At 36.0% G+C, this 14,063-nt stretch carries 12 protein-coding genes; 4 read left to right on the plus strand and 8 right to left on the minus strand.

Annotation, left to right across the window (positions count from 1 at the left end; genetic code table 11):
• Positions 1–39 precede the first annotated feature (39 nt).
• Positions 40–1,833 carry an excinuclease ABC subunit UvrC gene (gene uvrC, locus DFQ08_RS00790; protein ID WP_114307898.1) on the minus strand — a complete coding sequence of 598 codons (1,794 nt, stop codon included), beginning with the start codon at positions 1,831–1,833 and terminating at the stop codon, positions 40–42.
• A 78-nt stretch (positions 1,834–1,911) separates the two neighbouring features.
• Between uvrC and DFQ08_RS00795 the strand changes: the two genes are divergently transcribed.
• The 4 genes from DFQ08_RS00795 to DFQ08_RS00810 are packed head-to-tail and all read left to right on the plus strand — an operon-like array spanning position 1,912 to position 4,765.
• Positions 1,912–2,340: an ATP-dependent zinc protease family protein gene (locus DFQ08_RS00795; protein ID WP_114307899.1), complete on the plus strand. Its 429-nt coding sequence runs from the start codon at positions 1,912–1,914 to the stop codon at positions 2,338–2,340.
• Positions 2,337–3,212, plus strand: a complete 876-nt coding sequence (rimK, locus tag DFQ08_RS00800) for a 30S ribosomal protein S6--L-glutamate ligase (RefSeq protein WP_114307900.1) — start codon at positions 2,337–2,339, stop codon at positions 3,210–3,212. The genes DFQ08_RS00795 and rimK overlap by 4 nt, the downstream gene beginning before the upstream one ends.
• 24 nt (positions 3,213–3,236) lie before the next feature.
• Positions 3,237–4,205, plus strand: a complete 969-nt coding sequence (locus DFQ08_RS00805; protein ID WP_114307901.1) for a succinylglutamate desuccinylase/aspartoacylase family protein — start codon at positions 3,237–3,239, stop codon at positions 4,203–4,205.
• Positions 4,202–4,765 (plus strand): 5-formyltetrahydrofolate cyclo-ligase, encoded by a 564-nt coding sequence (locus DFQ08_RS00810; protein WP_114307902.1) that lies wholly within the window; start codon positions 4,202–4,204, stop codon positions 4,763–4,765. Before DFQ08_RS00805 ends, DFQ08_RS00810 begins: the two co-directional genes overlap by 4 nt.
• On the opposite strand, the gene DFQ08_RS00815 is transcribed toward DFQ08_RS00810, so the two are convergent.
• The 7 genes from DFQ08_RS00815 to DFQ08_RS00845 form a co-directional block, all read right to left on the minus strand.
• Complete coding sequence (locus DFQ08_RS00815) at positions 4,719–5,384, minus strand: lipoprotein signal peptidase (RefSeq protein ID WP_114307903.1); 666 nt, start codon at positions 5,382–5,384, stop codon at positions 4,719–4,721. The two genes, DFQ08_RS00810 and DFQ08_RS00815, sit on opposite strands and share 47 nt — an antisense overlap.
• 32 nt (positions 5,385–5,416) lie before the next feature.
• Entirely contained in the window at positions 5,417–6,082 is a 666-nt protein-coding gene (locus DFQ08_RS00820; RefSeq protein WP_114307904.1) for a DUF4097 family beta strand repeat-containing protein, read from the minus strand.
• An 83-nt stretch (positions 6,083–6,165) separates the two neighbouring features.
• Entirely contained in the window at positions 6,166–6,546 is a 381-nt protein-coding gene (locus DFQ08_RS00825; RefSeq protein WP_114308635.1) for a TraR/DksA family transcriptional regulator, read from the minus strand.
• A 4-nt stretch (positions 6,547–6,550) separates the two neighbouring features.
• Positions 6,551–9,955 carry an isoleucine--tRNA ligase gene (gene ileS / locus DFQ08_RS00830; RefSeq protein WP_114307905.1) on the minus strand — a complete coding sequence of 1,135 codons (3,405 nt, stop codon included), beginning with the start codon at positions 9,953–9,955 and terminating at the stop codon, positions 6,551–6,553.
• 136 nt (positions 9,956–10,091) lie between these two features.
• The gene (gene radA, locus DFQ08_RS00835; protein ID WP_114307906.1) at positions 10,092–11,450 is read right to left on the minus strand and encodes a DNA repair protein RadA; all 1,359 of its coding nucleotides are present in this window, start codon (positions 11,448–11,450) and stop codon (positions 10,092–10,094) included.
• A gap of 200 nt (positions 11,451–11,650) precedes the next feature.
• A complete protein-coding gene (locus DFQ08_RS00840) occupies positions 11,651–12,838 on the minus strand; it encodes an alpha/beta hydrolase (RefSeq protein WP_114307907.1) in 1,188 nt (395 codons plus the stop codon).
• Positions 12,839–12,925: 87 nt separating this feature from the next.
• Entirely contained in the window at positions 12,926–14,035 is a 1,110-nt protein-coding gene (locus DFQ08_RS00845; protein WP_245935341.1) for an alpha/beta hydrolase, read from the minus strand.
• Positions 14,036–14,063 lie beyond the last annotated feature (28 nt).

Below are 14,063 nucleotides of genomic sequence, written 5' to 3' on the forward strand. Positions count from 1 at the left end.
TCTATACTAAAAAGACAAACCACTCTCATTGACAGAAGGCTATTCTTTATGATAATAATTATATACTTTACGCGCTCTAGAAACTCCAACAACAGCTTCTAATTCGTCTAATTTAGCGTTTGCAATACGCTTCACGGTTTTAAACTGCTTCATTAAATCTACAATCGTTTGTTCTCCAACCCCTGAAATATTTTCCAATTCTGTGGTTAAAGCCCCTTTACTTCTGCGATTTCTATGATGTTCTATCCCAAAACGATGGGCTTCATTTCTTAAATGTTGAATAACTTTCAACGTTTCACTTTTCTTATCTAAATATAGCGGAATTGGATCATCTGGATAAAACAATTCTTCTAAGCGTTTAGCAATTCCGATGATGGCAATAGTACCTCGTAAACCAAGAACATCTAAACTCTTTAAAGCCGAAGACAGTTGCCCTTTACCCCCATCAATAATAATAAGTTGTGGTAACGGCTGATCTTCATCTAACAAACGTTTATACCGTCTATAAACCACCTCTTCCATAGAAGCAAAATCATCAGGACCTACAACCGTTTTTATATTAAAATGACGGTAATCCTTTTTACTCGGTTTTCCATCTTTAAAGACCACACAAGCCGCCACGGGATTGGTTCCTTGAATATTAGAATTATCAAAACATTCAATATGCCTTGGCTCTTCAGAAAGTAGCAAATCGGCTTTCATCTGTGCCATAATCCTATTGGCATGCCGATCAGGGTCTACAATCTTAATTTGCTTCAACTTATCCATACGGTAATACTTAGCATTTCTAATAGACAAATCTAAGATACTCTTTTTATCCCCAAGTTTAGGGACAGTAATTTTAATATCGGCTCCTAGATCTACTGGGAACGGCACATATATTTCTTTAGAGTTAGAATTAAAACGTTGGCGTATTTCCGTAATTGCTAAAGCTAAAAGTTGAGTATCCGTCTCTTCTAATTTCTTCTTAAGTTCTAAGGTATGCGACCTAATTATAGACCCATAACTCAGCTGTAAAAAGTTAACATAAGCATAGCCTTCATCACTAACAATAGAGAACACATCAACATTACTAATTTTAGGATTTACAATGGTAGACTTAGCCTGATAATTTTCTAACACCTCCAATTTTTCCTTAATTTTCTGTGCCTCTTCAAATTGCATGGCCTCTGCATGCTTACGCATTTGGATTCTAAATTGCTGTAAAGAATCTTTAAAATTTCCTTTTAAAATTTCTCTAATGGCAATAATATTACTTTGATATTCCTCTTCAGTTTCATACCCTTCACATGGCCCTTTACAATTTCCTAAGTGATATTCTAAACAAACTTTATATTTTCCAGATTCTATTTTAGCTTCGGACAAATCATAATTACACGTTCGTAATTGATACAAGCCTTTAATTAAACCCAACAAAGTTTTTACGGTTTTCATACTCGTATAAGGTCCAAAATATTCCGAACCATCTTTAATAACACGTCGTGTAGGAAACACTCTAGGAAAACGCTCTTTTTTAATACAGATCCAAGGATAAGATTTATCATCTTTAAGCAATACATTGTATTTAGGTTTGTATTTTTTTATAAGATTATTCTCAAGGAGAAGTGCATCGTTTTCCGTTTCTACAACAATGTGTTTTACTGAAACGATATTTTTAACTAAAACCCGAGTTTTACCATAATCGTGATGTTTATTAAAGTAACTGCTTACTCGTTTTTTTATATCTTTAGCTTTTCCGACGTAGATTAAACGGTTGTCTTTATCAAAATATTGATAGACACCAGGCAGGTGCGGAAGCGTTTTTATTTGTATGTCTAATGAAGATTTTGGCATTTAATCAAAGGTAATAATATATGTGTAATTTAAGACACTTTATGATTACCTTGCGTCTCATTTTTATAAAACGAATACATGACGAAAAAAATTTTAGGTCGCGTTGATAAAGTCGATTTTCCTGAATTAAAACTCAGCACTATAGACGTTAAAATAGATACAGGGGCCTATACCTCTGCCATTCATTGCTCTAAAGTTAGAGAAGAAAACGGCAAACTCTACTGCATTTTTGAGAGCAAGGGTCATCCTAATTTTAAAAGTGAAGAAGTGGTTTTTGACACGTACACTTACACTGATGTGAAGAGCAGTAATGGTTTTAAAGAAAACCGTTATAAAATAAAAACTAACGTTGTATTCTTCGGAAAAACATATAAGATTAATCTTACCCTCAGTACTCGTGCAGATATGAAATTTCCGGTACTTATTGGGCGACAATTTTTAAAACACAAATACTTGGTCGATGTCGATCTTGAAAATGAATCCTATAAACAAACTTTAACTCCATGAACATAGTAATTCTTTCGCGCAATGCCGAACTTTATTCCACCCAACGACTTATAGAAGAAGGCGAAAAAAGAGGTCACAGAATGGAAATTATTGACCCTTTAAAATGCGATATTATTATCGAAAAGGAGAAACCCACCATTTACTATAAAGATCGTTATTTAGATGACGTTGATGCTATCATTCCTAGAATTGGCGCTTCAGTAACCTTTTACGGTTGTGCCGTAGTAAGGCAATTTGAAGAAATGGGCGTATTTACGATTGCATCTTCGGATGCTATAACGCGTTCTCGAGACAAATTAAGAAGCTTACAACGCCTAAGTAAAGCTGGTATTGGCATGCCTAAAACCGTTTTCACCAATTATTCTAGAGATGTTGAAGAGGTTATTGATTATGTGGGTGGTACACCTGTAATTATAAAACTTCTTGAAGGGACTCAAGGTTTAGGGGTTGTTTTAGCCGAAACTAAAAATGCAGCAGAATCTGTACTAGAAGCCTTTAATGGTCTTCAAGCAAGGGTCATTGTCCAAGAATTCATTAAAGAAGCGAAAGGGGCCGATTTAAGAGCTTTGGTCGTTGATGGTCAAGTGGTAGGTGCCATGAAACGTCAAGGGAAAGAAGGCGAATTTAGATCTAACTTACACCGTGGAGGCTCTGCTAATATTATAAAATTAGAACCCGATGAGCTTAAACTAGCCATGAATGCCGCTAAAGTCTTAAAACTTCCGGTTTGTGGGGTCGATATGTTACAATCTACACGAGGACCGTTATTATTAGAAGTTAATTCTACACCCGGCTTAGAAGGAATTGAAGGCGCTACACAAAAAAATATAGCTAAAGCCATTATTACATTTATTGAGCGTAATAGAAATTAATAGGCAAAGCCTTAAAATGTTGAAATGAGCGAACCAGATGTATTACGAATTTTAGGCAAAAATGTAGGCTTAGGCCAAAGTGCTAAAGTCAGTTTTAACGTTGCTAAATTACATACCCAAAACACCATTGATGTCCCGGTAATTATTGAACGTTCTAAAAAACCAGGCCCGGTGGTCCTCATTACTGCGGGTATTCACGGCGATGAAGTTAATGGGGTAGAGATTGTACGTCAAATTATTTCTAAGGGCCTCAACAAACCGAAACGTGGTACTATTATTTGCATACCGGTTATTAATGTTTTTGGATTTATTCACTTAAACCGGGAGTTTCCGGATGGTCGGGATCTTAACCGTGTATTTCCGGGAACCAGCGCCGGATCCTTAGCTAGTAGAGTGGCCAATAAACTCGTTAACGAGATATTACCGCATGCCGATTTAGTTTTAGATTTTCATACCGGTGGTGCCAATCGCTTTAACGCAGCACAAATCCGCATCATAAAAGACGATCCCTATTTAGATGAATTGGCAAATGTGTTTGGCGCTCCTTTTGTACTCTACTCTAAAAATCTCAGTAAATCTTTTAGAAAAACATGTTTTAAATCGGGGATTCCTATCCTTTTATTTGAAGGTGGAAAATCATCTTATATCGATAATAGCATTACAAATACAGCCGTTAATGGCACCAAACGAGTATTGCACCATCTCAATATGCTTGGCCGAAACTTTAAGGTCTCACAACCTAAAAAACCATGTATTCACTTGTTAGACAGCAAATGGATTAGAGCCAAATACTCGGGGATGTTTAAAGCCACAATCAGCATAAATTCTGAAGTAACAAAGGGTGACATCTTAGGAAGTATTACCGATCCGTATGGTAGTTTTAACCATTTTGTAAAAGCGCCAAACAATGGCTACATTTTTAATATTAACGAGTCGCCTATTATTTATCAAGGTGATGCTATTTTCCATATCTCTACAAAAGTTAAACCATGAATAAGGCCCAACTTCGTAAAATGTATAAGCAGCTAAGAGCCAACCTGACCACGGATCAAATTGAAGAATTTAGTTTGGCTATTGCCAATCAGTTGTTAAGCCTGAAGATTTGGAACCATACCTTTTACCACCTTTTCTTAACGATTGAAGAACAAAAGGAAATTAATACCGATTATATTTTAAATATTCTCTCCGGAAAGGATAAAAATATTATCATTTCTAAAAGTCATTTTGAAGATTACTCTATGACGCATTACCTCCTTATGGACAACACCCGAATTAAAAAAAACAAATACAACATCCCTGAACCGGTTGATGGTATTGAGATTCAACCAACGCAATTAGACGTGGTTTTTATCCCCTTATTAGCTTTTGATGCTACTGGACATAGAGTAGGCTACGGAAAAGGGTTTTACGATCGTTTTTTAGCCCAGTGCAAACCCGAAACTCTAAAAATAGGCTTATCCTTTTTTGAGGTTACAGACGCTCCTTTTGAAGTTTTAGACAATGATATTAAATTGGATTACTGTGTAACTCCTGATCAGGTGTATGCGTTTTAGAAGACTCTTTAAAGGCCTTTTTGTTAAACACAATTAAAATTCCAATCCCAGTGCTTATTGCCATATCAGCCACATTAAAAACGGGATCGAAAAAAGAAAAATATTTCCCACCAATCAAAGGCAGGTTTTCTGGCATAACACCACTCCAAATAGGAAAATGTAACATGTCTACAACATTGCCATGAAAAATATCGGCATAACCGCCCTCTTCAGGTAAAAAGCTAGCCACTTGCATAACGCTATCATTAAACAATAAACCGTAAAAAACAGAATCTAAGATATTCCCTAAAGCGCCAGCAAAAATGATAGCAATGGCAAATATTAAGGTGGCTGATTTCTTTTTCTTTATAACATCGACCAACCAAAATCCTATACCTATAACCGCAACAATACGGAATAAGGTTAAGATTAATTTAGCGGTATGATCGGAAATTAAGCTTGTAAAATCACTCAATTTTGTCCCCCAAGCCATCCCATCGTTTTCTATAAAAGCAATTTTAAACCAAGAAAATACGGTAACATCCTCACCCAATTGAAAATGGGTCTTAATATAAATTTTACTGATCTGATCGATCAATAAAACAACAGCAATAATAACCGAAGCGCGCTTTAAAGACATGAGAGGTTTTTAAGTAAAAATAAACTTTAATTTTATTGTTTAACGGAAATATCACCATTAATGGAGGTTAATGTCCAAAGCGACGATGCCTTATCGTTATGGGGCACCTTAATTTCTCCGTGGTTAGAATGGGCATCAAAAGTGCCATTTGTCGTGGTTACAACGATATCGCCATCAATAGTATTTATGGTAGCACTTTGAGCCGTCCCCACTACGTAGCACGCCCCTCTTAATAATTCAATATAAAGCGATTTATACGCACCATCTATGTTAACCGAGGCAATATCACTTAAAATATTAAGCCTAAGCTCCTCCGGAATTTCTAACTTTAAGGTGGCGGCAATAACCTTATGAGCATTACGCTTATCATCAGGGATATCTAACAAAGACAGCTTTTCTAAACTTAAGTATAAGGTCTTATCTTGAGCTTTAAGCAACACTTGAAAATCATTCTGATAGGCTCCATCGACTATAGACGTCGCTTTTATCTCCGTTGTTTTAGACGTCGAAATTTCAATATTAAAGATTTGATTTCCATTAATGGTCACCGCTTCTATACCTTGAGCAGAGCGTTGTTGTTGCCATATGTTCTGGCTGCTAAGACTAAAACTGAGGCAAAATAAAATAAGGGTTAAACATAAAGACCTTCCAGATTTAACAAATCTGAAAGGTCTTTTATTATCAATTACTAAAGTCATAAACAGCATCTTAAAGGCCTTATAATTTTAGTAATGTAAACACATATACAATATGCTGGCGCTTACAACTAAAGCAAATACGCCTATTGCATATTTTTAGCCTCAATACTTAAAGTCGCATGAGGAACGAGCTTTAAACGCTCTTTATTAATTAATTTTCCGGTAACACGACAAATACCATACGTTTTATTCTCAATACGAATAATCGCATTTTTAAGATCTCTAATAAACTTTTCTTGGCGAATGGCCAATGCAGAATTAGACTCTTTACTCATTGTTGCACTACCTTCTTCAAACGCTTTAAATGTAGGTGACGTATCATCCGTACCGTTATCAAAATCATTCATATAAGCACTTTTTATAAGTTCTAAATCGTGCTCTGCTTTATCAATTTTTTCTAAAAGAATAGCTCTAAACTCTTCTAAATCTTTATCTGAATATCTGGTTTTTGTTTCTGTTGCCATAATGTTAGTGTTTTTTAATAAACAATTTGGTATTGACATTATCAAATACAATTTCTATACCATTGTCTAAAGTGTCCGTAATTTCTAATTCATCGGTCAACGTTTCAGATTTAATATACGCTTCATTTGAAGTCACAGCCTTAACAATTGGGTCATCTTTAAGAATTTGTACGTTAATTCTGTCAGTAACTTCAAATCCTGAATCTTTACGTAGGTTTTGAATACGGTTTACTAACTCTCTAGCAATCCCTTCTTCACGTAAATCTTCGCTTATGGTAACATCTAAAGCCACTGTTAAAGCCCCTTCATTAGCTACTAGCCATCCTTCAATATCTTGCGATGTAATCTCCACATCTTCCAATCCTAAAGTAACGTTTTTTTCTCCAATATTTATATCTAATTGGCCATTTTGCTCAATTTTTTTAATATCGTCAGCCGAGAAACCTCTTACAACGTTGGCAATCAGCTTCATATCTTTCCCGAATTTAGGGCCTAAAGCCTTAAAATTAGGTTTTATCTGCTTCACTAAAATATCAGATGCATCTTCTAAAAGCTCTATTTCCTTAATATTAACTTCATGTTTTATTAACTCAGACACTGCAGCAATCTCTTCTTTTTGTTGTTGATTCTGAATAGGAATCATAATTTTTTGAAGCGGTTGACGCACTTTAATCTTCTCTTTAGCACGTAACGACAAGACCAAAGAACAAATGGTCTGTGCATTGTACATTTTACGTTCTAAAACGGTATCAATTACCGTGGTATCTGCGACTGGGAAATCTGCTAAATGCACACTTTCAAAAGTTTCCTTTTTAGTCACGGCATTAAGGTCTAAATACAAACGGTCCATAAAGAATGGGGCAATTGGTGCACCAAGCTTTGCAATGGTTTCCATACAAGTATAAAGGGTTTGATAAGCCGAAATTTTATCGGTTTGGTAATCCCCTTTCCAAAAACGTCTTCGACTTAAACGCACGTACCAGTTACTTAAATGATCTTGTGTAAAGTCTGAAATCGCTCTTGCGGCTTTAGTTGGTTCATATTCCGCATAGTATTCATCTACACGCTGAATTAAGGTGTTTAATTCTGAAAGTACCCAACGGTCTATTTCTGGTCGTTCATTTAATGGAATATCGGCTTCACTATAACTAAAGCCATCAATATTGGTATATAATGTAAAGAATGAATAGGTGTTATAAAGCGTTCCGAAAAACTTACGGCTCACTTCAGCAATACCTTCGCTATCAAATTTTAGGTTATCCCAAGGGTTAGCGTTACTAATCATATACCAACGTGTAGCATCCGCACCATACTTAGATAAGGTTTCAAAAGGATCTACGGCGTTACCTAAACGCTTAGACATTTTTTGTCCATTCTTATCTAAAACCAAGCCGTTAGACACAACATTTTTGTAAGCTACAGAATCGAAAACCATAGTTCCGATAGCATGTAAGGTATAAAACCATCCACGTGTTTGGTCTACCCCTTCAGCAATAAAATCTGCCGGAAAGGCTTCGTTATTATCAATAAGATTTTTGTTTTCAAATGGGTAATGCCATTGTGCATATGGCATAGAACCAGAATCGAACCACACATCAATTAAATCGCTTTCGCGTTTCATCGGTTGACCTGAGGCTGAAACTAAAACAATTTTATCCACTACATTTTTATGGAGATCGATAGTTTCGTAATTGGCTTCAGACATGTTACCGACTTCAAAGTCAGCAAAAATATCTTCAGACATCACACCTGCTTCAACAGATTTTGCTATTTCCTCTTTTAATTCGGCAACAGAACCAATACATAATTGTTCTTTTCCATCTTCGGATCTCCAAATTGGCAATGGAATTCCCCAGAAACGAGATCTAGATAAATTCCAGTCATTTGCATTAGCTAACCAATTTCCAAAACGCCCTTCTCCAGTTGATTTTGGTTTCCAGTTAATGCTTGTATTAAGCTCGTGCATATGCCCTTTAACATCGGTCACTTTAATAAACCAAGAATCTAATGGATAGTATAAGATTGGCTTATCGGTTCTCCAACAATTTGGGTAACTGTGCTTATATTTTTCAACCTTAAAGGCTTTATTTTCTGTTTTAAGCTGAATAGCGAGCTCTACATCTACAGAACGTTCTGGTGCTTCGCCTTCATCATAATATTCATTCTTCACATATTTACCAGCGTATTCTCCCATTTCTGGTCTGAATTTCCCTTGTAAATCTACTAATGGCACTAAATTATCATTATCATCTTTTACTAAAAGTGGTGGCACTTCTGGTGAAGCTTGTTTAGCTACCAAGGCATCATCAGCTCCAAAAGTTGGTGCGGTGTGTACGATACCAGTACCATCTTCAATAGTTACGAAATCTCCAGAGATGATTCTAAATGCATTTTCAGGATTGTCGTTTGGTAAAGCATATGGTAACAACTGTTCGTAAGTAATTCCCACTAAATCTTTTCCAACGAAATCTTTAACCACATAAAAAGGAATCTTTTTATCCCCTTCTTTGTAGTCTAATAATTCAGGCTTCGTCTCTACTTGTTTAAATTTCCCATCAAATTGCTTGTTGACCAAATTCTTTGCCAACACCACATTCATAGGTTTAAACGTGTATTGGTTATAGGTCTCCACTAAAACATATTCAATTTTAGGACCAACGGTTAATGCCGTGTTACTAGGAAGCGTCCACGGGGTCGTTGTCCATGCTAAAAAGAAAATATCACCTTCATTCTGAAGAAATTCTGGCAAGGATTCTGCTTTTGCTTTAAACTGAGCTACAATAGTCGTATCGGTAACATCTTGGTAAGTTCCTGGTTGGTTGAGCTCGTGTGAACTTAAACCGGTTCCTGCTTTTGGCGAATAGGGCTGAATGGTGTAACCTTTGTAGATTAAATCTTTTTCATAAATCTGTTTTAGTAACCACCAAACCGATTCCATGTACTTAGATTTGTAAGTAATATATGGATTGTCCATATCTACCCAATAGCCCATTTTCTGTGTAAGGTCGTTCCAGATATCTGTATAACGCATCACGGCTTTTTTACAAGCTTCATTATACTCTTCTACAGTGATTTTTTTACCAATATCTTCTTTGGTAATCCCCAGTTCCTTTTCTACACCAAGTTCCACTGGTAAACCGTGTGTATCCCAACCCGCTTTACGTTTTACTTGAAACCCTTTCATGGTTTTGTAACGCGGAAAAATATCTTTAATCGCACGTGCTAAAACGTGGTGTACACCAGGTAATCCGTTGGCTGAAGGAGGTCCTTCAAAAAAAACGAAAGGTGGTTTTCCTTCTTTAGAGGTTACACTTTTATCGAAGATATTATTAGCTTCCCAATAGGTACTGATGTCATCTGCAACCTTTGGCAAGTTAAGTCCTTTGTATTCAGGGAACTTTGTGCTCATTATTCTGTTTTATTTTCGAGGAGCGAAATTACAGAATTTTGTGGAAATATAATAAGATAATAAGGGAGAAACATAAGGGGACCTCACGGGCTTAAAAAACCGGTGAGGTCCGTCTAATAAGATCCTTTAAAATTTGTTAGACTAAAAAGCCAACCAAATCCTCAATCTTAGAAATGAGTTGAATTTTAATGCCCGTCTTTTTTAGGGGAATTTTATTGTATTTGGAGATAAAAATGGTTGAAAACCCTAATTTTTCAGCCTCTAAAATACGTTGCTCTACACGTTGTACGGGTCTAATTTCTCCAGACAAACCAACTTCAGCAGCAAAACAATAATCGCTTTCTAAAGCCACATCTTCATTAGACGATAAAATAGCAGCCACCACGGCTAAATCAATAGCTGGATCATCAACGGTAATACCTCCCGTAATATTTAAAAAGACATCCTTTGCTCCCAATCTAAAACCGGCTCGTTTTTCTAAAACAGCTAATAACATGTTTAGTCGCTTGGCATTAAAACCTGTAGCAGAACGTTGTGGTGTGCCGTAAACTGCCGTACTCACCAAAGCTTGCACTTCTATCATTAAGGGTCTTAAGCCTTCTAAGGTTGCAGCAACGGCATTACCAGAAAGTTCACCGTCCTTTTCTGAAATTAAGATTTCTGAAGGATTAGACACTTCCCGCAACCCAGAACCTTGCATTTCATATATACCGAGTTCATTGGTAGACCCGAAACGGTTTTTATTCGCTCTAAGAATTCTGAATACATGATTACGGTCGCCTTCAAACTGCAACACCGTATCTACCATATGTTCTAAAATTTTAGGCCCAGCAATGTGTCCGTCTTTAGTAATATGCCCAATAAGCAAGACCGGCGTTGCGGTTTCCTTGGCAAACTTAATAAGTTCGGTGGTACACTCTTTAATTTGAGAAATACTTCCGGCAGAAGATTCGATATAATCGCTATGTAGGGTTTGAATAGAATCTATCACCACAATATCCGGGTCTAAAGCTTCTATTTGCTTAAAAATATTTTGAGTTTTGGTTTCGGTAAGGATGTAACAATGGTTGTTACTTGGATTTATACGTTCGGCACGCATTTTTATTTGTTTCTGACTTTCCTCTCCCGAAACATATAAGGTTTTATAAGGTAATTTTAAGGCCATTTGTAGCAAAAGCGTACTTTTTCCAATACCCGGCTCTCCACCTAAAAGCGTTAATGAGCCTTGAACCATACCACCACCAAGCACACGATTAAACTCCCCATCACACAGATCTAAACGCGCTTCTTGCGAGGTATCAATTTCATTGATAAGTAAGGGTTTTGCAGCCCGCTTAGAGGGTGTCGTTGGAAGTTTCCAATCGCTTTTTTCTGGTTTTTGAATCACCTCTTCAGCAATGGTATTCCATTCTTTACACGAGGTACATTGTCCTTGCCATTTTGCATATTGACTGCCACAATTCTGACAAAAAAAAGTTGTTTTTACTTTAGCCATATTATTCTTTCCGCCTTAAGAGAACGCTATTATAGAATTTAAAACGCCTAAATTAAAACAATTTTAATTGATGACTTTCTAAGACAGATGAAATGCCACAATAAAAAAAGACCTTTATAAAGCGTACAAAAGCTTTATAAAGGTCAATTTCGTTTACAGCAAAAACACAACATACAACCTGTAAACGTTATAGGTTTTTCTTAGTTTTCTTCAACATCATCGTCTTCGTCAACCTCTTCATCAACATCTGCCACGGTTAACTCGTCAATTTTTGAAAAGATATACTCTTTATCAATATGTCCGCCATCATTTAATGTTAATGCCGACTCGTACAATTTTTTCGCTTTTTTAGTCTTTCCTAAAGCTTCTGCAGATTGTGCCAGATAATAAGTTCCTAATAACGATTCTGGATATAATTTATTGGCTAAGTTCCCTAATTTGGCTAGGGATTTTAAGTCTTCACGTTGCTCGGCAACAAGTGCTACTTTTTCAATTTCAGCTTCACTAATTTGTTTCTTGATTCCAAATAACTTTTCGATACGTTGGTAACGGTCGGTTAAATAACGATCCAAGGTCCCTTCATAAGGAAGCACTTTTTCTTCAAGCTCCTTTTCTCTAAGCGGGTTATAGATATCAAAAATCTTTTCAAAAGATCTTGCCAAGGCACTAGTGACTAACGTGTAATGTGTTTCACTTTCAAAATCATCAAAATAATACGTGAGGTGCTGGTTATCTAAGCTCTTAATTTGTGCATCCGTAGCTAGAATATTTTCTCTAATTTGAGGAATATCTTTATCTGCCGTTGCCATGTAATAAAACACATCATCCTTGAAGAGCGATAAACGTTTTGAAATAAAACTACTTAAAGACCCTATAAAATCTGGACTAATACAAACATAGGCTTGAAATGCTAAATCTGGCTTAAACAAATAAGAATTGATAAAATTCCCCATAGTATCATGCCCTACAGCCACTCTAAATTTACTGGTATTGTATTTATCGTCTATATAAGGTAAAAGTTCGTCTGCAATAAAATCGTGAAATCTAAGTCCTGATTCGGTTGGTAATCCGGTTGCGGGATCATAATAGGCATCGTAGAAACGATTTTCGCCTTGCATCACCCCAACCACAATAGAGCCTGGCATATTATCGAAGTAAGTTTGAAAATCGACTTGTCCTGCAACAGGTTCAAATAAATAATCTCCATCAAACACAATGATCACTGGGTATTTTTCATCGGCCTTAGGATCGTAGCCTTTTGGAAGCTTTATTTTTAATTTACGTTCTGCACTTAAATTTGATGATGCGATTTCTTTATAAGTAACTTGTTGCGCATAGGACGCTGTAAAAATAAACAAGGTAAGAACGGAAAGTATTGTATTCCTCATAGTTAGCAGGGTTAATTAGGAACCCAAACATACTTAAATATTCTTATTAATCGCTAAAGGGTGATATTTTTTCGATGAAATGCACTATTATTTGATTTTTTCCTGAATTTCGTACATTTTATCAAGCATAATTTCTTTATCAACAGTTTGTGAGGGCTCAAGCAGTAAACCCGATTTATAACGTTGTAAAGCCCTTTTAAAATTCCCAATTTTCTCATTATACATACCAGAATAATAAGCGCTTAACATAGATTTTGAGAAATGTTTATTCACTAATTTTGAGAGTTCTTTTAAAGATTCTACATCGCCTTTTTTATTACTTGCAGCAGCGATAGCACGCACATCATTTTCTATCAATTTCTTTTCAAAACCGTAAAAACGTTCAATATCAGCGTACTTTTTCATCAGATATTCAAAAGGTGTCCCTTCATAAGTTAAAACTTGCTCTTTATATTCTTTAGCATTAATGGGCTTAAATAAAGTAAATATTTGATTTAAAGCCTTAGGAATTCCTCTCCCTACTAAGGAGTAATGGTTCGCGTCTTTAAATTCATCAAATTTATAGTGAAACTTTTCATTTTCTACAGTTTTAATAACCGCATCAGCCTCTACAACCGACGCTCTAATGGCTTTAATATCGGCATCAGCAGTAGCCATATAATAAAAGGTTTCATCGGTTAAGATGTTCATGCGTTGCTGCAATCTGTTTACCATTTCTGGAGCAAAATCAGGACTTAAAGTCACATAAGCTCTAAAAATAGGATCGTCCTTAAACATGTAATAGTTTATAAAATTAGCACTTAAATCATGCCCTACAACGATTCTAAAATTTGAGGCATTGTATTGATCCTCGATAAAAGGTAAGAGCTCTGCCGCCATAAACTCATAAAACGCCGCACCATTATGAGAAGGAAAATAAGTTTCTTCATCATAATAAAAATCATCCACCCTAGAACTGGCTTGATTAATTCCTACCACAATACAATCAGGGATATCTTCCCAATACGACTGATAATCAATATTCCCGGCAACCGGTTCAAACAAATAATCACCATCTAGCACGATAATTAACGGGTAAGACCGCTTATCTTCAGGATTATAATTTCTAGGCAACTGAATTTTTAATTCACGTGTTCCTTCAAGCTTATAGGAATCTATGGTCTTATAAATAGCCTGAGCCGGCAATTGTACAGACATGAAAAGAATTAAGAGAAACACATAAAAA

Source organism: Winogradskyella arenosi (assembly GCF_003337305.1).
In the GTDB taxonomy this organism is placed as follows: Bacteria; Bacteroidota; Bacteroidia; order Flavobacteriales; family Flavobacteriaceae; genus Winogradskyella; species Winogradskyella arenosi.